We start from the raw sequence: 21,833 nt of genomic DNA, 5'->3' as shown, positions 1-21,833 counted from the left end.
AATTATGAGTCAAAAATCATCCGATCATTTTTTCAGTAGTAATGTGCTAGGACATCCGGCAGGTTTATTTATTTTATTTTTTACAGAAATGTGGGAACGTTTTTCTTATTACGGAATGCGTGCATTACTGGTATTATTTTTAACATCAGAATTAGCAAAAGGCGGATGGGCTTGGTCTACTCAAGATGCAATGGCCTTGTATGGTACATATACTATGTCTGTTTATTTTACTCCCGTTATTGGAGGTCTTTTAGCAGATAAACTTTTGGGATATCGATGGGCTGTAATTTTAGGAGCTTTTATTATGACTCTTGGGCACGCTGCCATGGCTGTAGAAACTCCTTTATTTTTATATATTGGTATTGGTTGTTTGATTATTGGAAATGGTTTTTTTAAACCTAACATGACCTCTATTATTTCTAATGCCTACGCTAGTCATCCAGAAAAAAAAGATGGAGCTTATTCCTTATTTTATATGGGAGTTAATGCCGGTGCCTTTTTGGGGATTATGCTATGTGGATATATTGGTGAGAAAGTTTCATGGAGTTGGGGATTTGGATTGGCTGGAATATTTATGTTTTTTGGAATGTTACAATTCTACTTTACCCAAGACATTTTTGGACATATTGGTTTAACTCCAAAAAAATCAAAAGAATACGCAGCAACAGATAATGAAGTTGCCGCAACAGTTGAACACACCCCTAGAAAAGTAATTATTGATAGGATAATGGTTATCATGGTTTTTTCAATTTTTACTATTTTCTTTTGGGCAGCTTTTGAACAAGCGGGTGGATCTATGACCATATTTGCTGATAAATATACACAAAGAGAACTGTTTGGAAATGCAGGACTTATTTTTAAAATAGTAGATGCTATTTTAACAATAGTACCATTAGCCATTATAACCTATGTACTAGTAAAACTTTTTAAAGAAACTATTAAAAAATATCCTATTGGAAATATCATCTTGTCATTAAGTTTTATCATTATTTGGGGAATTGTAGGCTGGAAGGTTTATAATGAATTTTTTACCACAGGTACAGAAGTTCCTGCAACGTGGTTTGGTATTTTAAACTCTTTATTTATTATTTTACTTGCTCCAGTATTTTCAAAATGGTGGGAAAGCAAGTACAACTTATCAGGACCATTTAAATTTGCAGTAGGATTGATCTTGTTAGGATTAGGTTTTGGATTTTTAGCTTATGGAAGTTTAGGTTTATCAACTGAAACTGTTGTAAAAGTTAGTATGGTATGGTTAGTTTTAGCTTATTTATTTCACACTTTAGGTGAATTATGTATTTCACCTGTAGGTTTATCATACGTATCAAAACTAGTACCTGCCTCATGGATTGGAATTATGTTTGGAGTATACTATTTGTTTATTGCCACAGGAAATAAAATAGCAGGAATGACGGGAGGTATGATTGAAGAAATCACTCAGAAATATAGTTTATCTACTTTCTTTTTAATCTTTACTATTATTCCTATTATTGCTGGATTAATTATGGCAGGATTAAACAATGTGTTAGTTAAAAAAATGCATGGAATTAAATAAATCTTGTTAAGTTACATCTTAAATATCGACCTAAAACGAAATTAAACCTTAATATGAAAGCATTTTTATTATCTCTTTTAATCATTCCAACTTTACTATTTGCCAATCCTGAACCTAAGGCTAAAACAATCAACTGGATTAGTTTTGAGAAAGCGATTGAACTAAACAAAACCAATCCTAAACCTATTTTAATTGATGTGTATACCGATTGGTGTACATGGTGCCATAAAATGGATGCAAGTACCTATAAAGAAGAGGTTATTGTAAATTATATAAATAATAACTTTTACGCAGTAAAACTAAACGCAGAACAAAAAGAAGATATTAAATTTAATGATCATACTTTTAAATATGTGGGTAATGAAAGAAGAGGGACACATGAACTAGCAAGCAGCCTACTAAATGGTAAAATGAGCTACCCTTCTACTGTTTTTCTAAACAAAGACTTAGAATTAGTACAAGCCGTTCCAGGTTATTTGCAAGCACCTATTATGGAAAAATTAATTAACTACATGGGGGAAGAAATTTACTTAGATAAAGAATGGGATACTTTTGACAAAGAATTTAAAAGTAAAATTTAATTCTTTGTAAAAGATCCTAGTTCTGATACACAATAAAAAGGCACTTGTAATTTTTTACAGGTGCTTTTCCATTTTAATTGATTGTTTTTATAATTAGAACTTGTAATAATTACCTGTTTTGGTTTTAATGATGTGATTAATCTTTCAAAATTTATTTTAGGATTCTCTGCTATGATTAAAATCAAATCTTTTTGTTTTAATAAATGATAAGGTTTGTTTTTATTGATGATTATATAAGTGTTATTTTTAAAAGTAAACACCTCATCATCTGCATACTTAAATTCTTGTATTTTATTTTTTAATTGATTGGCTTTTAATACAACAGAATCTTTAGCGGTTAAAGAATCTCTAGCAAAAATTTTAATGGTATTATGATGCCTAACTGTAATCATGTTAGGATCTATGCTATTATAAATCAACAATTCTGAAACTTCCTTTTCTTTATATGTATTAAACAAAAGAATTAACTGACATGTAATAATCAAAAAGAATGAATTTCTTATTCTCTTTAATTTAAAATCATCAGCTACATACCAAACACAAAAAAGAAAAACATAATAGTATAAAATTTCCATTTCAGAAAAAGAAACATCTTTAAGAATCCAATTAGAAAATGATGAAAAATACTGAACAACTTCTAAATAATAAGTGATAAAAACATCATATACTTTTTCCAAAAAATGATACTTTGGAAACAACAATAGTTTAAATAAAACTACAATCCCTCCATACAAAACAATTGGCAACAACGAAACTGCAAAAAAATTAGCAAATAAAAATTGCATTGGTACTTGATGAAAATAATACAAAGCAAAAGGTAAAACTCCCAGTTGTGCAATAACAGAAACCACCAGTACATCTATAAAATATTGACCAATTTTATTGTTTACTTTTATCCACTTAGAAAGTAAAGGATAAAAAACTACAATAGATATGACAGCTGAATAACTTAATTGAAATCCTACGTTGAATAGATAACTTGCATCATATAACAATAAAATCAACATGGAAGTGATAATGGCTTCTAACACCAATCTTTTACCTCTTTTTAATTTGGTTAAAGTAAAAAAACTAAACATAGTTACAGATCTAATTACGGAACTAGACAAACCAGAAAAAATGGCAAAAGACCATAAGCAAAGAATAACAACCATTACATATACATAATTCCCGTATTTAAATCTTTTAAGAAAGCCAAAAGTATACAACAACATCAAATACAAAACCCCTACATGCATTCCTGAAATGGCTATAATATGAACCACACCTGCATTGGTAAAAGATGCTAACATTTCATCTGTTACTCCGTTTTTATCACCTAACAACATGGCTTTCATCAAACCAATTGTATTTGGTGATAAACCTGATTTTTCCAAAGATGTATTTACCGAATTCCTTAATTTTTGAAGACTGATCAACCAAGAAGTATCTTCTCCTATCTTCACATAATTTTCTTCTAATTTAATCTTAGCGTAAATATGTTGTCTAGCTAAATAGGCTTTATAATCAAAATCATAAGGGGATGGTGGTGGATTTATTTTTTTAAAACCACTCTTGCAAAACAGAATATCTCCAACTTCTAATTCTGATTTTTTTGACGTTTTTACAGGAATTTCTATTAATATTTTTCCTGTTGTTAAAATATCATTTACAGCATTTACGCTTGCATAAAAGCGATGATAAGCATTGGTAGTAGTTAATTGTTTTACAAGGGTTATTTTACTATAAACTTCTTTACCTAAAAAGTTTACATAGTGATTTTTACTTTGTAAATCATTTTTTATGGTTTGAGAAAACCAACTAACTGACATTCCAAAGAATACTATTAATGAAAAGAAAAGTTGATGCGAAAAGTTTTTACTCATTACATAACGATGTAACAAAAACATCATTATTAATGCAACAAGTGGTAAAACACAAATAACGTAGATGTTCTGTACAGAATATAGAATTCCTAACAAAACACCCAACAATACCTGAAACGGTATATAGTTGATTAGTAACTTCATAGCAAAATGAAGTTACTATTTATTATTTTATTTTAAAATAGCTGTAGCTAATTTCTCCGAAGCCCCTATTCCACCAAGTTTTTCATGAAGTTCTTCGTAATCAGCTAACATTTTAGCTCGTCCTGCTCCTGATAAAATTTTATTCAACTCCGTAATTAAAGTTTCTTTATTTAATTCATCTTGAAGAAGTTCTTTTACCACTTCTCTATCCATTACCAAATTGACCAAAGAAAAGAATTCCATTTTTACCAACATCATTCCTACTTTGTAAGTTAACCAACTGGTTTTATAGCAAACCACTTCTGGCACTTTAAACAAAGCTGTTTCTAAAGTAGCTGTTCCAGAAGTAACCAAAGCGGCATGAGCAATAGATAATAAATCGTAGGTTTTATTATTGATGAGTTTAACATTAGAACCACCTATAAAAGGTTCATAAAATTCATCAGATTTACTTGGAGCCCCTGCAATCACAAATTGATAATCTTTATAAACCTCAACTACAGTAAGCATAGTTGTTAAAATTTTTGTGATTTCTTGCGTTCTACTTCCTGGCAACAAAGCAATAATAGGTTTGTCTCCTAAATTATGTTCTTTTCTAAATGCTTCCTCGTTTACAGTTTCTCTATCGGCAATAGCATCTAATAAAGGATTTCCAACATAGTTTACAGGAAAATTGTGTTTTTTTTCATAGAAATCAATCTCAAATGGAAAAATAACATGCATTACATCTACATCTCTTTTTATTTTATGAATTCGGTTTTCTTTCCATGCCCAAATTTTAGGAGAAATATAATAATGAACTTTAATGCCATTCTTTTTAGCAAACTCAGCAATCCTTAAATTAAATCCAGGATAATCTACCAAAATTACCATATCTGGTTTAAATGCTAAAATGTCTTTTTTACAAGTATCTATATTTTTAAAAATGCTTCTGATATTTTTTAAAACTTCTAGTAAGCCCATAAAAGCAAGATCTTTGTAATGCTTTACCAAAGTACCTCCAACGCTTTGCATTAAATCTCCTCCCCAGAATCTAAATTCTGCTTCAGGATCTTTTTTTAACAAAGCTTTCATCAAATTAGATGCATGTAAATCTCCAGAAGCTTCCCCAGCTATTAAGTAATATTTCATTTATAACATTTTTAAAACAGCAAAAAGAACAGCCAATAAAATCACCGCCATTAAAACTCCTCTTGCAATATAATCTCTTTTATTTTTAATCAACAAATGAAAAACAACAGCATTAGGCAAAGTTCCTAAAGTAATTACTTTGGTAAGCAAACCGCTAGTTAATAATTTATTGAAAGTATCTTGTAAATCATTGGTTGGCAACAATATCAACATAAATATAAACGAACCTAAAGCACTTACTAAAAGTCCTAAAACAATTCCTGCCAGCACTTGTTTTACAATATTATTCATTTAATTTCCAAGTATTTAATTTCTGAATCATGTGATGAGCCGTTAAATCAAACTGAATAGGTACTAAAGAAATATAGTTTTTAGCCAACCAATATTCATCTGTATCCTCACCTGCATCTAAATTTTCAAATTCTCCTGTTAACCAATAATATTCTTTTCCAATAGGGTTTGTTCTTTTGTCAAACTTTTCTCTCCAATTGGCTCTTGCTTGTCTACAAACTTTAATTCCTTTATAAGCTTCTTCAGACATTTTTGGAAAATTAACATTTAACACCACTCCATCAGGCAATCCATTTTCCAAAACTTGTTTCGCAATTTTATAAACAAAAGGTCTAGCTTCTTCGAAATCTGCATCTTTAGAATAATCACACAGAGAAAAACCAATAGATGGAATTCCTTCAATTCCTGCCTCAATAGCAGCACTCATTGTTCCTGAATAAATAACACTGATAGAGGAATTACTCCCGTGATTAATTCCCGATACACATAAATCTGGTTTTTCCTCTAACACCTCATTAATAGCTAACTTTACACAGTCTGCCGGAGTTCCAGAACAAGCAACTTCTACCAAAGCACCATCAGCAACTTTTACAGGCTTTAATTCTAGAATTGCATCAATGGTAATGGCATGTCCTTTTCCACTCTGAGGTTTGTCTGGAGCTACCACATAAACATCTCCTAGTTTACACATTTCTTTTATTAGGTTTCTGATTCCTTTAGCAGTAATACCATCATCATTAGTGACTAAAATTTTTGGCTTGTTTTTTGACATACGTAGTATATTATGATTCAAATTTACCATTAATATTTAGGAATAGATTGCTCAAATCAACAGTTTATCGATTATTTGTACATCTCCTAAATTTTATTTTAATTCCCTTTGAAAAAAAACTAAATTAGTAGCTCTCAATATAGATTCCATCAATTTACATGAAAAAATATATCAAACACATATACGTCCTAACCTTAATTATTGGACTATCAGTATTTTACAGCTTTAATACACATCAAACAAACAAAGATCCAGAAAGAGATCAAATCTTAATAGAAGCCCTACGTTTTATTCTTGAAAAAGGACATTACGAGCCTAAAATGATTGATGACAAATTTTCTGAAGCTGTTTTTAAAAATTACATAGAAGATGTAGACCCTTATAAGCGTTACTTTTTAGCTAGTGATATAGCTGAATTTAAAAAATACTATCATGATATTGACAATCAAATCATTCGTAGAAAGTTTGACTTTTTTAAAGAAGTAACCGATACTTTTGTACTAAGATTAAAAGAATCAAAACCTATTTATCAGGAAATTTTAAAAAACAAATTTGATTACGATAAAAAGGAATCCATCAATTTAGATCCTAAAACTACTGAATATCCTAAAGATCTTGAAGCAAAAAAAGATGTTTGGCGTAAACATTTAAAATTTTCTACGGTTAGTAAATTAACTGATGATTTAAAAGATGAAGAAGCTAAGTCCAAAGAAGATGAAAATTACACAAAACTAAGCTTTGATGAATTAGAGAAAAAAGCCAGAGAAAAAACTTTAGATAATATTGAAGATTTATACTACTACGAAGATAAAACTCCTGAAAATGATAGATTTTCTATTTTCTTAAACTGTATTACGGCACAATTTGATCCTCATACCAATTATTTAGCTCCAGACATGAAGAAAAAATTTGATTCTAGCATGGCAGGATCTATTGAAGGAATAGGAGCTAGACTTTCTGACGAAAGAGGATATACAAAAATTGTTGAATTGGTTGCAGGTGGACCTGCATACAAACAAGGAGATTTAGAAGTTGGAGATATTATTACTAAAGTAGCTCAAGGAGTTGATGGAGAACCTACCAATATTGTTGGAATGCGTTTAACAGATGCTATTGAATTAATTAAAGGTAAAAAAGGAACTACTGTAGTTTTAACTGTAAAAAAAGTTGACAATACCTATAAAAAAATTGCCATTGTTAGAGACATTGTTGAATTTGAAGACACTTTTGTAAAATCTACCACTACCATAAAAGATGGAAAAAAATATGGTATTATAGATTTACCAAAATTTTATATTGATTTCACAAAACAAGGACAACGCAACTCTGCCAAAGATATGCGCAAAGAAATAGAGGAACTTAAAAAAGAGGGAATTGAAGGGTTGGTGATTGATTTACGAAACAATGGTGGTGGATCTTTAAGTACTGCTATTGATATTGCTGGTTTGTTTATAGACAAAGGACCAGTGGTACAAGTAAAATACAAAGACAACAAACCTGATATTAAAAATGATACAGATAGTGGTTTGCTTTGGGATGGTCCTTTGGTAATTATGGTAAATGAACTTTCTGCTTCTGCATCAGAAATTTTAGCGGCAGCTATGCAAGATTATAAAAGAGCTATAATTATTGGTAGTAAACAAACTTATGGTAAAGGAACTGTTCAAAATGTGATTCCTATCAACCAATATTTAAACTATAGTGAAGATTTAGGAGCATTAAAATTAACCATTCAAAAATTCTACAGAATTAACGGAGGTTCTACACAATTAAAAGGGGTGAGTTCTGATATTGTAATGCCAGACAGATATAGCTATTTAGACATTGCTGAACGTGAATTAGAAGCTCCTTTAAATTGGGATCAAATAGAAAAAGCTAAATATAATAACAGTGATTACTACACTAACTTTAATGAGGTAGTCACTGACATGCAAAATAGCATCAATAAAAACACTCAGTTTAACAAAATTGACTCTTACGCTAAATGGCTTAAGAAAAACCAAAACAATTTAACTTATCCTTTAACTTTAAAAGGATATCAGGAAGAACAAGAAGCATTAAATAAAGAAGCCAAAGAATATAAAGATATTTTAAAATATAATTCTCCCTATACATTCTACTCTCCTACTTATGAAAAAAACTTAATTAAAGTAGACACCATCTTGGGAGATAAAAGAAAATTTTGGCACAAAAGTTTACATGATGATATATATGTAAACGAGGCTATTGAAACTTTAAGTAAATTAAAAGTTGCCAACAAATAACTACATGCAGCTTTTAAAAAATATATTTTCTAAGAACTTATTAGCCAACCTTTGTGTTGGCTTTATTTGTTTTGGAGCCTTCGTAGCTTTATTTGCTTACGTTATTGCTCCTGATAGCACTGCTAATGCAAACACCATGCATGTAACTATACAAACAAAGCCTCCAGGTTTTTCAACTTATATGTTACAAGAGAACAATAAAAGCATTGAGCAAAGTTTATGGAACAAGCTGGTGTCTGGAAGCAAAGCATATCATAAGGAAACTCCCATTAATAATAATTTTAAAATTGGAGAAAAAGAGATTAAATATCAATTACTAAATCAAGATGAAACTTTAAGTATTGCTAAAAATGACCAAATTAAAGTTATAAAAAAAACATTTTGGCTAGGGACAGATAAATATGGGAGAGATTTATTAAGTAGATTAATTGTTGGAGCTCGTATTTCATTTTCCATCGGAATAATTGCCGTTAGTATCTCTTTAATTATAGGATTGGCCCTAGGAGCCTTGGCTGGTTATTTTGGAGGGATTATAGATAGTATCATCATGTGGCTAATTAATGTTACATGGTCAATTCCTACCATTTTATTGGTTATTGCTATTACCGTAAGTTTAGGTAAAGGTTTGTGGCAAATATATCTAGCCGTTGGATTAACCATGTGGGTAGAAGTTGCCAGAGTGGTAAGAGGACAAACAAAAAGTGTTAAAAATTTACAATATATTGAAGCCGCAAAAGTTTTAGGACTTTCTAACTTTACAATCATCATCAAACATATTTTGCCAAATATTATTGGACCTGTTATTGTAATCTCTGCCTCTAATTTTGCAGCTTCAATCTTGGTAGAAAGTGGATTGAGCTTTCTAGGTTTAGGAGCACAACCTCCCACTCCGTCTTGGGGAATTATTATAAAAAATCACTACAATTATATTGTTACAGGTAAAGCCTATCTAGCTATTATTCCTGGTAGTTTAATTGTTCTTTTGGTCTTGTCTTTTATGATTATTGGAAATCAATTAAGAGATTATTGGGATGTTAAAAACAATAATTAATTCTTTTTATTTTTTCAAAAAAGTATCAAATAAAGCAAATATTTACAATAACAAATGTTTGCTTTATTTTATGTTATAAAATATATTGTCGACTAAAACTTTGAAGATATTCTAATGAAAAAAAAAATATTTGTATCCGGTTGTTTTGATATGTTACATAGCGGACATATTGCATTCTTTAAAGAAGCTTCTTCTTATGGAGATTTATATGTAGGTATTGGCTCAGATGCTACTATAGAAGAATTAAAAGGGCGTAAAACCATAAATTCAGAACAAGAAAGACTTTACATGATTAATGCTATAAAGCATGTGACAAAAGCTTTTGTAAATTCTGGTTCAGGAATTCTAGATTTTAAAGAAGATTTAGAAAATTTAAAACCTGATTGTTTTGTTGTAAATGAAGATGGTTTTTCTCCATCAAAACAAGAGTTATGTGATCAATTAAATATAGAACTAATCAATTTAAAAAGAATTCCAGAAGAAGGTCTTCCTGAAAGGTCAACAACAGCAATAAGAACTGGTGGAAATTGTGTTTTGCCATACAGAATAGATCTTGCCGGAACTTGGATAGATCAACCTTATGTTTCTAAATACCATCCAGGATGGGCAATTACATTGTCTCTTGAACCTATTATTGAATACAATGAGCGTTGTGGAATGTCTACCTCAACAAGAAATGCTGCTAAAAAAATATGGCCTTATTATTTACCTTTAGAAAAGCCAGAAAAATTAGCTGAAATACTTTTTAAATTTGAAAACACTCCTGGTTCAACATTAATTTCTGGAGCACAAGATGCAATTGGGATTTGCATGCCAGGATTGGTTCGCCACTATTATGACAATCAATATTGGCCTTTAAAATTTGAATCTATTCACGATGAAGAAACAATCTCATGGTTAGAAGATCATATTTACATGACTTTGTTGTGGCCTAGAGAACCAGGTTTAGACTTATTAAAAGAAACTTACATTAACGAAGAAAACGTAAAATCACTCACTAATGCTGCCGATGAAGTTTGGGAAGCTATTAAAAATAAAGATTTACAAAAATTTTCAGAAGGTTTTAAAAAATCATTCAATGCACAAACAAAAATGTTTCCTGCCATGATCAATGATAAAATCAATACTGAAATTGAAAAATACAAAGACAAAGCCTTGGCGTGGAAATTAGCCGGAGCTGGTGGTGGTGGTTATTTAATTTTAGTATCAGAAACCCCTATTGAAGGAGCAATGAAAATTAATGTAAGACGAAAAGAAGTTTTATAAAAAAACTAAAACACTGATTAACATTTGCTTACAACAAATGTTTTTATTAAATTTAAGTACTAATGCTTAGGGGTAAGTATTTAAATCAAAATGGCTTAGGTGATTTTTAAAATCATCTAAGCTTTTTTCTTTTATTTTATGGGGTTTTAACGTTGTTTTCCAAAAAAAAGATTCCTACTTTTAGAAAACACTAAACATTACAACATGACAAAAAAACAGGCAAAAAAAATATTTGTACTAGATACTTCTGTACTTCTTTTTGATCATAACTCTATTAGAAACTTCCAAGACAACAATGTTGTAATTCCCATCACCGTTCTAGAAGAACTAGATAATTTTAAAATTGGTAACGATACTAAAAACTTTGAAGCTAGATCAGTCATTCGTTTTTTAGATAAAATATCAGAACATCAAAATTTAAATGAATGGATTAGTTTAGGTGAAAACAAAGGTGATTTATTCATTTCTATGCACGACAATGCATCGGGTACCAATGCAAAAGATGCTTATGGTTCTAAAAAAAATGATCATAGAATTATAGATACTGCTTTATTAATTAAAGAATCTTATCCAGACTTTAAAGTTACCTTAGTAACTAAAGACATCAACTTAAGAATTAAAGCTAAGGCATTAGAGTTAAAAGCGGAAGATTACAAAACAGGAAAGGTAGAAGACATTAAAAAAGTTTCTAAAGGATCTATCAATCTTAATGATTTAGAGTCAGATGTGATTAGAGAATTATATCAAAACAATCACATTCCCGAAAACGGAATTTTAGGAGAGCAAAAAATGGCTAATGGTTATTATATCATTAATAACAACCAAGATTCTGTATTGGCGAGATACAATCCAGAAACAGATCAAATAGAACGTGTAGAAAAAAGTTATGCATATGGAATTAAACCTAAAAATGCAGAACAAACATTTGCGATTGATGCTTTACTAAATCCTGATATTAAATTAGTGGCTTTACAAGGAGTTGCTGGTACTGGAAAAACACTTTTAGCTTTAGCCACCGCTTTAGAACAAAAATCTCTATATAACCAAATTATTTTAGCCAGACCTATTATTCCTTTAAGCAATAGAGACATTGGTTTTTTACCCGGAGGTGCTGAAGAAAAAATATCTCCTTACATGCAACCTTTGTTTGACAATTTAAAATTCATCAAATCTCAGTACAAAGCAGATTCTAGAAAAAGAAAGGCTTTAGATGAAATGGAAGAAAATGAAGATTTGGTATTAACAGCTTTGGCCTTTATTAGAGGTAGAAGTTTAGCAGGTGTTATTATGATTATTGATGAATCTCAAAACTTAACACCACACGAAGTAAAAACCATTATTACCAGAGCTGGGGAAGGAACTAAAATTATTTTCACTGGAGATATCAACCAAATTGACACTCCTTACATGGATGAGCATAGTAATGGGTTAACTTATTTAATTGATAAGTTAAAAGGGCATAAACTATTTGCTCATATTAAACTAGAAAAAGGTGAACGTTCAGAATTGGCAAATCTTGCAAACGATTTATTATAATTCTTTGTTTATAGGAAACACAAAAAAGCTGTTGAGAATTTCAACAGCTTTTTTATATTTCTGAAAAGTTTAAAAAATTACTTTTTAAACTTAGCGTATTTAGTTTTGAATTTGTCAATACGTCCTGCAGTATCAACTAATTTAGACTTACCTGTATAGAAAGGATGAGAAGTTCTAGAAATTTCCATTTTAACAACTGGATATTCTACACCATCAACTTCAATAGTTTCTTTTGTATTTGCTGTTGAACGAGTTAAAAATACATCATCATTAGACATATCCTTAAAAGCTACCATTCTATAATTTTCTGGATGTATTCCTTTTCTCATAATTATATATATGTTTTAACTGTTGTTTTATTTTTGAGACTGCAAATTTAACTATATTTTTGATTAATAAAAAAATAAAAAGAAATATTTTTACATTATCAACCTTATTTTTATAAATCAGATGTCTTTTAACCAAATTATCTTATCACTTTCAATAATTCTGTGCTTTTCTGCCTGCAAAACCAAAGCAGATTTTAACCTAGAAACGCCTACAAAAATACAAATTAATCAACCATTAAACGTTTCTATATCAACTTCTACTGATAAAGAAAATGAAATTACTTATTTTTTAGATGGAAAAAAAATTGGTTCGGGTCCAAAAGCTGCTATTGATATTAAAAATTATCGCTTAGGAAAACACCTTCTGAAAGCAAGTATCGGAGAAAATGATGATGTCATCAACAAAGAAAAAGAAGTTATCTTTTTAGCAGATACAAAGCCTAAAGTCTATGGATACAAAATCATCAACACCTATCCTCACGATAGAGAAGCTTTTACACAAGGATTAGAATTCCATAATAACGAATTATACGAAAGTACAGGGCAAAGAGGTAAATCTGTATTGAGAAAAGTAGATTTAGAAACAGGAAAGGTTTTAAAAGAACAAGCCTTAGCCAACAAATACTTTGGAGAAGGAATTACTATTTTTAACAACAAAGTTTACCAACTTACTTGGCAAGCTGGTATTGGTTTTATTCATGATGTTGATACTTTTAAAACACTTAAAACTTTTAATTACAACAAAAGTAAAGAAGGTTGGGGATTAACTCATAACAATACTCATTTGATGAAATCTGATGGTACTGAAAAAATTTGGTTCTTAAACCCTGAAAATGGACAGGAAGAAAGTTATATTGAAGTTTATACGAATAAAAGACGTGTTGAAGAATTAAATGAATTAGAATATGTGAATGGTGAAATTTATGCCAATATTTGGATGAAAAACGCCATTACTATCATCGATCCTAAAAACGGAACTGTTAAAGCGGTTATCAATTTAAACGGTTTAACTGATCATTTAGACAACAAAACCATTGCTCAATCTCAAGACAAAGTGTTAAACGGAATTGCCTACAACCCTAACACAAATAAATTATATGTTACTGGTAAAAATTGGGACAAATTATTTGAAATTGAAATTGTAAAATAAATGAAGTTTAGCTCTCTTTTTAAAATAGGTTTTATCATTCTTGTAGCATGTCAAATTTCTTGTCGTAAGGATTTTAATACCGTAAAAAGTAATGGGAATTTAAGCTTTTCCAAAGACACTCTTTTTTTAGATACCGTTTTTAACAATCTTAGTACCACCACCAAAATTTTAAAAGTTTACAACAATACCAAAAATGATATTTTAATTCCTAAAATTCAACTAGAAAAATCAAATTCTAAATATAGAATTAACGTAGATGGTGTTTCTGGAACAGAATTTAATGATGTTTTAATTCTACAAAAAGATAGTATTTATGTTTTTGTAGAAGGAACGATACCTGCGAATGAAACCAATGCTGAAATGGTTTATGAAGATAAAATTTTATTTGATCCTAATGGAACACAACAACATGTAAACCTTGTAACTTTGGTAAAAGATGCTACTTTTTTATACGACAGCAATAATACTGACTTTGAAATATCAGAAACCACCTTTACCAACACAAAACCTTATGTTATTTATGGTAACGCTATTGTTCCCGAAAATGGAACTTTAACTATTGATGCCGGAGTTGTTGTCCACTTTAGCAAAAATTCAAGTTTAAGTATTTCTCAAGGAGCTACTTTAAACATCAACGGAACTCTAAATGATTCTATTGTTTTTAAAAGTGATAATTTAAATTATGAATACGATCAAGTTCCTGGGCAATGGCAAGGAATAAATATCAACAATGCAGATATTGTAGACATCAATTATTTAAAAATTTTAAATCCAACAACTGGATTAAAAATCATTAATAACAATAATCTTATCACCATTAAAAATACTGAAATATATAATGCTGCAGAAAATGGTATTTATACTACAAATGCCAACATGATTGGAGAAAACCTTGTAGTTGGACAAGCAGGAAAATCTGGTTTATTTTTACAAGGAGGTGATTATATTTTTAAGCACAGTACTTTTGCTAATTATTGGAGTAAAGGGATTAAATCTGAAAGTACTGTTTCTTTAACAAACTATTATCTTGATGACGAGGAGACCAAAATAAACACCCCCTTAAACAGTGCTAATTTTATTAATTGCATTATTTCAGGAACCAGAAATTCTGAATTGTTTTTAGATAAAAATGACAATGAACCTATTTTTAATTTCAACATAAAAAATTGTTTGTTGGATTTAGAAAAAGGAGATGATTTATATAATACCGACAATAATACCTATTACACAAATGTGTTGTTAAACAAAAATCTTGATTTTAGAAATACTTCTATCAACGATTTAAGGATTGGATTAGATAACGAAGGAATTAATCAAGCGGATATCACTACAGCAACCGAAGTTCCTTTAGATATTATTGGAACAGATAGGACTACCGCCCCAGATATTGGAGCCTATCAACACATAGATTTTGAGACCTTAGAACCACAAGAAAATGAATAAAACGGTAATCATAACAGGAACAAGTAGAGGAATTGGATTTGAATTGGCACAATTATTTGCCAACAACAATTTTAACGTCTTAGCTTTATCAAGAAACACTAGTACTTTAGAAGCAGTAAATCATCCAAACATCAAAACCTTTGGAGTAGATCTAAGTAAAGAAAATGAAATTGATACTGTTGTTGATTATTTAACTAAAAACAATATCAAACTAACAGCATTAATTCACAATGCAGGAAAATTGGTAAATAAACCCTTTACAGAAATATCTCAACAAAATTTTCAAGAGGTTTATCAAGTAAATGTATTTTCAGTTGCTTTACTAACTCAAAAAACCATTCCCTTTTTACAAGAGAATAGTCATGTAGTAACCATTAGTAGTATGGGAGGAATTCAAGGAAGTTTAAAATTCCCAGGTTTGGCAGCTTATAGTTCCTCAAAAGGAGCTGTCATTACTTTATCTGAGTTGTTAGCAGAAGAATACAAAGAACAAAAAATTGCCTTTAACGTATTGGCACTAGGAGCTGTACAAACAGAAATGCTACAAGAAGCTTTTCCGGGTTACCAAGCCCCTATTACTCCAAATGAAATGGCTAATTATATTTTTGATTTTACCAATACAGGACACAAATTTTACAATGGAAAAGTTTTAGAAGTATCTAGTACAACGCCATAGTTTTATGATAGACAAACTACTACCCTACATTCCTACATCAGCCAAAGATCCCTTAACAAAACTGTTGAGCAATTATACTTTTCATTTAAAAATTGTCAATGGCAGAAAAACCAAAAGAGGTGATTTTAGAGCTACAAAACCCATAGCGAGTATTTCCATAAACAACAACTTATCAAAAGAACAATTTTTAATTACGTTGGTACATGAAATTGCTCATTTAGATGCTTATCTAAAATATCCAAAAGCAAAAGCACATGGTACAGAATGGAAACAAAGTTTTCAACGCTTGATGTTGCCTTTTTTAAACAACCATATTTTTAGTGATGAAATTCTAAATCCATTAGCCAAACACCTCATCAACCCAAAAGCAACAACTGACAGCGACCCTATTTTATCAACTCAATTACAATTAAAAAACAAAGTATTAGATACTAATAAAAAGTTTATATTTGATTTAGAGCCAGGGGTTTTGTTTACACTAAACAACAGAACTTTTAAAATACTTAACAAAAGAAGAACTAGGTATGAATGTTTAGAAATTAGTACCAATAAAAAATTCTTAGTTAAAGGTAACGCTCTAGTAAAAATTATGATTCACTAATTTTAAGTATCATGGAAAAAAACACAACGCCTGAAAATAGCGATGAAAATATTGAGAATAAAAAGAAAGAAGTTCAAAAAGAATTTAAAGGTTTTTTTACAGCTTTTATTGATTTTATCATCAATCTTTTAGACATAAGAGAAGAGACAAACAAAGAAGTAACCATTGAAAAAATAAAGGCAGGAATCCCTGTAAAAAGCCATAATGCTTGGGTGTTAATTTTCTCCATATTTATCGCCTCTATTGGATTAAATGTTAGCTCTACTGCAGTTGTTATTGGAGCCATGCTAGTATCCCCCTTAATGGGGCCTATTTTAGGTTTAGGACTATCTATTGGTATTAATGATATTGATACTTTAAGAAGATCTCTTGTTAATTTAGGAGTAATGGTAGGACTAAGTATTACCACTTCTTTTCTATTTTTTAGTATTCCACTTTTTCAAGAAGCAACTCCAGAAATTATTGCCCGTACGGCTCCAGATGTTAGAGATGTATTAATTGCATTGGCAGGGGGATTGGCTTTAATCATTGCCTTAAGTAGAAGAACAGAAATGACCAATACCATTGCAGGTATTGCCATTGCAACTGCTTTAATGCCTCCGCTTTGTACTGCTGGATTTGGTTTGGCTACCTGGAATTTAGAATTCTTTTTTGGGGCGATGTTTTTGTTTATCATCAATGCGATATTTATTGCCTTGGCAACTTTTGCAGTCGTAAAATTCTTACGTTTTCCAATGGTTAGATACATCAATCAAACCAAGCGTAAAAGAATAGCTCAATTGGCAGGTTTTATAGCAACTATCATTATTAGTTTTAGTATTTATCAATTCTATTTATTATTTAAAGAAAATCAATATAAATTAAATGCAGAACACTTTATAAGTGAACTTCAAGAAAAAACAAATGCAGGAATCATCAATACTTTTATTGATTATGATAAAAAAAATATAAAAATAGTTGTATTAGGAACCAATATAGACAAGACTCAAAAAACAATGTGGTCTAATAAAATGGAAGAATACGGTCTACCTAATTCTACTTTACAAATTCAACAAGATGATAAAAGTTCTTTATTAGAAGATGAAATCAACATGATTAAAAACTCTTATCTTAAGAATCAAAACCTTATTGCTAACAAAGATGAAATCATTCAACAAAAAGAAGCATTGATTATTGAAAAAGAAACACAGCTACAGCACATCTTAAAACAGCAAATTCCTTTTATACAAATTAGTCAAGAAGCTAAAATTATATATAGCGATTTAGAAAAAATAAGCTTTGCTAACAAGTTAGAAACAAATTTTAAAACCGTAGATACTATTGTGGTTTTCGAAGCTACCTGGAAGCTTAAAAACATTCAAAAGGAAGAACAATTAAAACAATGGCTGCAAGCAAGACTTAATAAAACAAGAATTGAGTTGATTAATTATTAAAAAATACTCATTTATATAACAAAAAGTCCTAACATAAATTTATGTTAGGACTTTTTGTTTGTTCATAGTCATAGTAAAAACAAAATTATCTTAAAATAAAAAAAGCTTCCCTAAAAAGGGAAGCTTTTGTGACCGGGCTGGGGCTCGAACCCAGGACCCTCTCCTTAAAAGGGAGATGCTCTACCAACTGAGCTACCAGGTCGTCCGTGGTGAGAGCAGGATTCGAACCTGCGAAGACGTAGTCAGCGGATTTACAGTCCGCCCTCGTTGGCCGCTTGAGTATCTCACCATGCAATAACTTGTGTTATGTTTTAAAATTTGTGACCGGGCTGGGGCTCGAACCCAGGACCCTCTCCTTAAAAGGGAGATGCTCTACCAACTGAGCTACCAGGTCATGAATACCACTCGTTATTGCGGGTGCAAATATAGGACTTTTATACAGTTACACAAAAGAAAAATAAAATTTTATTCTTCTAAATATACCTTACGTACTTTCTTGAATAAATTAGAACTATACACAAAACTCACAACTGCTTCATTATCAGTTTTGAATATATCATTGCTAGTCCCTTCCCACTCTTTTAATCCATCTTTTAAAAAAATAATTTTTTCTCCAATTTCCATCACAGAGTTCATATCATGGGTATTTATAACCGTTGTTATTTGATATTCATCTGTAATTTCTTGAATTAAATTATCTATTACGATAGAGGTTCTTGGATCTAAACCTGAGTTTGGTTCATCACAAAATAAATATCTAGGATTCGTTACAATGGCTCGAGCAATAGCAACACGTTTCTGCATCCCTCCAGAAAGCTCTGCAGGAAATTTATGATTAGAATCTTTTAAATTCACTCTCTTTAATACAAAATCCACTCGATCTAACATTTCTGATTTAGATTGATTGGTAAACATTTTTAAAGGAAACATTACGTTTTCTTCCACTGTTAAAGAATCAAATAAAGCAGATCCTTGAAACACCATTCCCAAATCTTGCTTCAATTGCCTTTTTTCTTCAATAGTCATAGACTCGGTTGTTTGACCGTTATAAGAAATAGTTCCCTTGTCTGGAATATGTAAACCTAACAATGTTTTTAAAAACACTGTTTTTCCCGATCCACTTTGTCCAATAATTAAACTTGTTTTACCAGGTTCAAACGTTGCATCAATTCCTTTTAAAACAGATGCTTCTCCAAAACTTTTATATATACCTTTTACTTCTAACATAACTTTAGCTTAACAACATTTGAGTTAAAAAATAATTGGAGAAAATAATTACTACAATCGTCCAAACTACTGCCTTGGTACTCGCCCTACCAACTTCCAAAGAACCTCCTTTAACATAATATCCAAAATAGGAAGGAATTGTAGCAATTAGAAAAGCAAATACAACCGATTTTATCAAACTATAAGCCACTAAGTATGGTTCAAAATCTAATTGAATTCCAGCAATATAATCTCCTGGCTTAAATAAATCCGTGGCAATACCTGCAATCCATCCACCCAAAATCCCTAAAAACATGGCCAATAACACCAAAAAAGGATAAAAAAATACGGTTGCTAAAATTTTAGGCAACACCAAATAATTTAAGGAATTAATCCCCATCACTTCTAAAGCATCAATTTGTTCGGTTACACGCATGGTTCCTATACTAGATGTTATGTACGAACCTACTTTACCTGCCAAAATTACCATTACAAAGGTCGATGAGAATTCTAAAATCATAGATCGTTTGGTTGCAAAACCAATCAAATCTTTTGGTATAATTGGATCTTCTAAGTTTAACGCGGTTTGTATAGCAACTACCCCTCCTATAAAAAAAGAGATAAAAGCCACAATTCCTATAGACTTAACTCCTAGGTCATCAATCTCTCTAAAAACAGCTTCCCAAAAAATTTTCCTCTTTTGAGGTTTTTTAAAAACGCTTTTTAACATAATTACATAGGCTCCTATGCTCTTTATATAATTCATCGAATAAATTTTAAGCTAAAATATCAAATCCTTAACAAACAACTACTCTAATATAACTACTTTTAATGTTGTATATAATATTAAAGACATTCTTAAATGAAAAAACTGACCACCTTACTGATATTGAGTAGTATTTTTATCGGAAACGCACAAACAACCCAAAAGCCTAAACTTGTGATTGGAATTGTTGTAGACCAAATGAGATACGATTATTTACAAAGGTTTAAAGACAAATTTGGTTCTAAAGGATTTAATAAAATTATTAAGAACGGAACTACTTTTGAAAATGCACACTTTAACTACATCCCTACCTATACTGCTGTTGGACATACTTCCATTTACACAGGAACAACTCCTAAAAATCATGGTATTATCGGAAATAACTGGTATGATAAATATGAAAAAAAATCTATTTACGTAGTAGATGATGAAAATTATGAAACAGTTGGTAGCACCACTAACGAAGGTAAAAAATCTCCTAAAAGATTGATTGCTTCTACTGTGGCTGATCAATTAAAATTAGCTCAAAACTTTAAAGGAAAGGTCATTGGAGTTGCTGTTAAAGACCGATCTTCTATTTTACCTGTAGGGCATGCTGCTGACATTGCTTATTGGTTTGATGGTGGCAAAGTAGGGAATTGGGTAACCAGTACTTATTACACTAAAGAATTACCTAATTGGGTTAATTTATACAATACTACAAACAAAGTTAAACTTGATGAATACTTAGCGGCTCCATGGACAACTAAAAAAAATATTGAAGATTATTCTGAAAGTATTAGAGACCACAACCATTACGAAGGTGTATTTCATGGGGAGGAAAAACCTATTTTCCCTCATGACCTAGCAACACTTAAAGAAAAAAACGGAGGATATAGTTTATTAAAAACCACTCCTTTTGGAAACACGATGACTTTAGATTTTGCTAAAGAAATTGTAAAAAATGAAAACTTAGGTAAAAACAAAGATTACTCAGATTTCTTAGCAATTAGTATTTCTTGTACAGATTACATTGGTCATAAATACGGAGCTGCTTCTAAAGAAACAGAAGATGCTTATATCCGTTTAAACAATGATATAGATGATTTTATCAGCTACCTAAATAGAAAGGTTGGTAAAAACAATTATGTATTATTTGTTACTGCAGATCATGCTGTGGTACAAATTCCAAACTATTTAATGGACAACAAAATTCCTGGAGGATATTTCTCCGCTAATGACTTTATAGTTAAGTTAAATGAGTTTACTAAAGAAAAATATCAATCTACAAATTTGATTGAAAACTATTCAAATGAACAAATTTTCTTAAATCATAACGAAATAGCAAAATTAGGCTTAAACTTAGAGGTGGTTGAAAATACAATTATTAATGAAATTGTAACTTATAACTATGTATACAGAGCAGTGTCTGCTCATACTATGCAAAAAAGTGAGTTTACGCAAGCTCCAATTAGCTTGTTACAAGAAGGATATAACCAAAAAAGATCTGGAGATATTTTAATTGCATTTGAACCTGCTGTTATTAGTGATCATTATATTAAAACGGGAACCACTCACGGAAGTGGATACAATTATGACACCCACATTCCTATCTTATTTTATGGTGCTAATATTAGTAAAGGAAAAATAGTTAAAAAGCCTGTAAATATTACTCAAATAGCACCAACGCTTTCTAACATTTTACAAATTCAAGAACCCAATATGAGTTCTCATGATATTTTAACTGAAGTTTTTGAGAAAGAAACAGAGTAGCAAAAGCTCATTTACAAAATA

At 30.4% G+C, this 21,833-nt stretch carries 19 protein-coding genes and 3 tRNA genes; 12 read left to right on the top strand and 10 right to left on the bottom strand.

Annotated elements, in window-relative coordinates; genetic code table 11:
- Positions 1–4: 4 nt before the first annotated feature.
- The gene (locus BUB70_RS10960) at positions 5–1,555 is read left to right on the top strand and encodes a peptide MFS transporter (protein WP_073121488.1); all 1,551 of its coding nucleotides are present in this window, start codon (positions 5–7) and stop codon (positions 1,553–1,555) included.
- A 53-nt stretch (positions 1,556–1,608) separates the two neighbouring features.
- Positions 1,609–2,136, top strand: a complete 528-nt coding sequence (locus BUB70_RS10955) for a thioredoxin family protein (protein ID WP_084730265.1) — start codon at positions 1,609–1,611, stop codon at positions 2,134–2,136.
- Here the strand turns inward: BUB70_RS10955 and BUB70_RS10950 are convergent.
- The 4 genes from BUB70_RS10950 to surE are packed head-to-tail and all read right to left on the bottom strand — an operon-like array spanning position 2,133 to position 6,339.
- Positions 2,133–4,145: a ComEC/Rec2 family competence protein gene (locus BUB70_RS10950; RefSeq protein WP_073121485.1), complete on the bottom strand. Its 2,013-nt coding sequence runs from the start codon at positions 4,143–4,145 to the stop codon at positions 2,133–2,135. The genes BUB70_RS10955 and BUB70_RS10950 overlap by 4 nt on opposite strands.
- Positions 4,146–4,172: 27 nt before the next feature.
- Positions 4,173–5,276, bottom strand: a complete 1,104-nt coding sequence (gene lpxB / locus BUB70_RS10945) for a lipid-A-disaccharide synthase (RefSeq protein ID WP_073121483.1) — start codon at positions 5,274–5,276, stop codon at positions 4,173–4,175.
- On the bottom strand, positions 5,277–5,567 hold the full coding sequence (locus tag BUB70_RS10940; protein ID WP_073121481.1) for a hypothetical protein: 291 nt from the start codon (positions 5,565–5,567) through the stop codon (positions 5,277–5,279).
- Entirely contained in the window at positions 5,560–6,339 is a 780-nt protein-coding gene (surE, locus tag BUB70_RS10935) for a 5'/3'-nucleotidase SurE (protein WP_073121479.1), read from the bottom strand. Before surE ends, BUB70_RS10940 begins: the two co-directional genes overlap by 8 nt.
- A gap of 158 nt (positions 6,340–6,497) precedes the next feature.
- Here surE and BUB70_RS10930 point away from each other — a divergent pair, with 158 nt between their 5' ends.
- The 4 genes from BUB70_RS10930 to BUB70_RS10915 all read left to right on the top strand — a co-directional run bounded on the left by BUB70_RS10930 (position 6,498) and on the right by BUB70_RS10915 (position 12,456).
- Positions 6,498–8,603 carry a carboxy terminal-processing peptidase gene (locus BUB70_RS10930; protein WP_073121477.1) on the top strand — a complete coding sequence of 702 codons (2,106 nt, stop codon included), beginning with the start codon at positions 6,498–6,500 and terminating at the stop codon, positions 8,601–8,603.
- A gap of 4 nt (positions 8,604–8,607) precedes the next feature.
- Positions 8,608–9,654: an ABC transporter permease gene (locus BUB70_RS10925; RefSeq protein ID WP_073121475.1), complete on the top strand. Its 1,047-nt coding sequence runs from the start codon at positions 8,608–8,610 to the stop codon at positions 9,652–9,654.
- A gap of 114 nt (positions 9,655–9,768) precedes the next feature.
- On the top strand, positions 9,769–10,920 hold the full coding sequence (locus BUB70_RS10920; protein ID WP_073121473.1) for an FAD synthase family protein: 1,152 nt from the start codon (positions 9,769–9,771) through the stop codon (positions 10,918–10,920).
- A gap of 204 nt (positions 10,921–11,124) precedes the next feature.
- Entirely contained in the window at positions 11,125–12,456 is a 1,332-nt protein-coding gene (locus BUB70_RS10915; protein WP_073121471.1) for a PhoH family protein, read from the top strand.
- 77 nt (positions 12,457–12,533) lie between these two features.
- Here the strand turns inward: BUB70_RS10915 and BUB70_RS10910 are convergent, their stop codons facing one another.
- Positions 12,534–12,785 carry a type B 50S ribosomal protein L31 gene (locus tag BUB70_RS10910; protein ID WP_073121469.1) on the bottom strand — a complete coding sequence of 84 codons (252 nt, stop codon included), beginning with the start codon at positions 12,783–12,785 and terminating at the stop codon, positions 12,534–12,536.
- 121 nt (positions 12,786–12,906) lie between these two features.
- Between BUB70_RS10910 and BUB70_RS10905 the strand changes: the two genes are divergently transcribed.
- Genes BUB70_RS10905 through BUB70_RS10885 form a run of 5 tightly spaced genes read left to right on the top strand, consistent with a single transcriptional unit; the run spans position 12,907 to position 18,088 of the window.
- Positions 12,907–13,935: a glutaminyl-peptide cyclotransferase gene (locus tag BUB70_RS10905; protein WP_073121467.1), complete on the top strand. Its 1,029-nt coding sequence runs from the start codon at positions 12,907–12,909 to the stop codon at positions 13,933–13,935.
- Positions 13,936–15,378 (top strand): hypothetical protein, encoded by a 1,443-nt coding sequence (locus tag BUB70_RS10900; RefSeq protein WP_073121465.1) that lies wholly within the window; start codon positions 13,936–13,938, stop codon positions 15,376–15,378.
- Positions 15,371–16,054 (top strand): SDR family NAD(P)-dependent oxidoreductase, encoded by a 684-nt coding sequence (locus BUB70_RS10895; protein WP_073121463.1) that lies wholly within the window; start codon positions 15,371–15,373, stop codon positions 16,052–16,054. The genes BUB70_RS10900 and BUB70_RS10895 overlap by 8 nt, the downstream gene beginning before the upstream one ends.
- A gap of 4 nt (positions 16,055–16,058) precedes the next feature.
- Positions 16,059–16,655: a SprT-like domain-containing protein gene (locus BUB70_RS10890; RefSeq protein ID WP_073121460.1), complete on the top strand. Its 597-nt coding sequence runs from the start codon at positions 16,059–16,061 to the stop codon at positions 16,653–16,655.
- An 11-nt stretch (positions 16,656–16,666) separates the two neighbouring features.
- Positions 16,667–18,088, top strand: a complete 1,422-nt coding sequence (locus BUB70_RS10885; protein ID WP_073121458.1) for a DUF389 domain-containing protein — start codon at positions 16,667–16,669, stop codon at positions 18,086–18,088.
- 129 nt (positions 18,089–18,217) lie between these two features.
- On the opposite strand, the gene BUB70_RS10880 is transcribed toward BUB70_RS10885, so the two are convergent.
- From BUB70_RS10880 to BUB70_RS10860, 5 genes are all read right to left on the bottom strand, one after another.
- A tRNA-Lys gene (locus BUB70_RS10880) sits at positions 18,218–18,290 on the bottom strand.
- A gap of 5 nt (positions 18,291–18,295) precedes the next feature.
- A tRNA-Tyr gene (locus BUB70_RS10875) sits at positions 18,296–18,377 on the bottom strand.
- 32 nt (positions 18,378–18,409) lie between these two features.
- Positions 18,410–18,482: transfer RNA gene (locus BUB70_RS10870), tRNA-Lys, on the bottom strand.
- Positions 18,483–18,553: 71 nt separating this feature from the next.
- Positions 18,554–19,315 (bottom strand): ABC transporter ATP-binding protein, encoded by a 762-nt coding sequence (locus BUB70_RS10865; RefSeq protein WP_073121456.1) that lies wholly within the window; start codon positions 19,313–19,315, stop codon positions 18,554–18,556.
- A 4-nt stretch (positions 19,316–19,319) separates the two neighbouring features.
- Positions 19,320–20,060, bottom strand: a complete 741-nt coding sequence (locus BUB70_RS10860; RefSeq protein WP_073121454.1) for an MlaE family ABC transporter permease — start codon at positions 20,058–20,060, stop codon at positions 19,320–19,322.
- A 96-nt stretch (positions 20,061–20,156) separates the two neighbouring features.
- On the opposite strand from BUB70_RS10860, the gene pafA reads away from it, so the two are divergent.
- Positions 20,157–21,812: an alkaline phosphatase PafA gene (gene pafA, locus BUB70_RS10855; RefSeq protein ID WP_073121452.1), complete on the top strand. Its 1,656-nt coding sequence runs from the start codon at positions 20,157–20,159 to the stop codon at positions 21,810–21,812.
- The last annotated feature ends 21 nt before the right edge of the window (positions 21,813–21,833 follow it).

Origin of the sequence: Wenyingzhuangia marina, assembly GCF_900130035.1 — a bacterium.
Classification (GTDB): Bacteria; Bacteroidota; Bacteroidia; order Flavobacteriales; family Flavobacteriaceae; genus Wenyingzhuangia; species Wenyingzhuangia marina.
Note: the sequence above shows the minus strand (reverse complement) of the source record. Positions and strands in the feature narration are given on the sequence as shown.

Coding starts and splice junctions, on each gene's coding strand:
- surE (WP_073121479.1), bottom strand. CDS start 6,339: ATGTCAAAAAACAAGCCAAAAATTTTAGTCACTAATGATGATGGTATT.
- BUB70_RS10920 (WP_073121473.1), top strand. CDS start 9,769: ATGAAAAAAAAAATATTTGTATCCGGTTGTTTTGATATGTTACATAGC.
- BUB70_RS10910 (WP_073121469.1), bottom strand. CDS start 12,785: ATGAGAAAAGGAATACATCCAGAAAATTATAGAATGGTAGCTTTTAAG.
- BUB70_RS10925 (WP_073121475.1), top strand. CDS start 8,608: ATGCAGCTTTTAAAAAATATATTTTCTAAGAACTTATTAGCCAACCTT.
- BUB70_RS10905 (WP_073121467.1), top strand. CDS start 12,907: ATGTCTTTTAACCAAATTATCTTATCACTTTCAATAATTCTGTGCTTT.
- BUB70_RS10865 (WP_073121456.1), bottom strand. CDS start 19,315: ATGTTAGAAGTAAAAGGTATATATAAAAGTTTTGGAGAAGCATCTGTT.
- BUB70_RS10900 (WP_073121465.1), top strand. CDS start 13,936: ATGAAGTTTAGCTCTCTTTTTAAAATAGGTTTTATCATTCTTGTAGCA.
- lpxB (WP_073121483.1), bottom strand. CDS start 5,276: ATGAAATATTACTTAATAGCTGGGGAAGCTTCTGGAGATTTACATGCA.
- BUB70_RS10885 (WP_073121458.1), top strand. CDS start 16,667: ATGGAAAAAAACACAACGCCTGAAAATAGCGATGAAAATATTGAGAAT.
- BUB70_RS10895 (WP_073121463.1), top strand. CDS start 15,371: ATGAATAAAACGGTAATCATAACAGGAACAAGTAGAGGAATTGGATTT.
- BUB70_RS10890 (WP_073121460.1), top strand. CDS start 16,059: ATGATAGACAAACTACTACCCTACATTCCTACATCAGCCAAAGATCCC.
- BUB70_RS10940 (WP_073121481.1), bottom strand. CDS start 5,567: ATGAATAATATTGTAAAACAAGTGCTGGCAGGAATTGTTTTAGGACTT.
- pafA (WP_073121452.1), top strand. CDS start 20,157: ATGAAAAAACTGACCACCTTACTGATATTGAGTAGTATTTTTATCGGA.
- BUB70_RS10860 (WP_073121454.1), bottom strand. CDS start 20,060: ATGAATTATATAAAGAGCATAGGAGCCTATGTAATTATGTTAAAAAGC.
- BUB70_RS10960 (WP_073121488.1), top strand. CDS start 5: ATGAGTCAAAAATCATCCGATCATTTTTTCAGTAGTAATGTGCTAGGA.
- BUB70_RS10950 (WP_073121485.1), bottom strand. CDS start 4,145: ATGAAGTTACTAATCAACTATATACCGTTTCAGGTATTGTTGGGTGTT.
- BUB70_RS10915 (WP_073121471.1), top strand. CDS start 11,125: ATGACAAAAAAACAGGCAAAAAAAATATTTGTACTAGATACTTCTGTA.
- BUB70_RS10930 (WP_073121477.1), top strand. CDS start 6,498: ATGAAAAAATATATCAAACACATATACGTCCTAACCTTAATTATTGGA.
- BUB70_RS10955 (WP_084730265.1), top strand. CDS start 1,609: ATGAAAGCATTTTTATTATCTCTTTTAATCATTCCAACTTTACTATTT.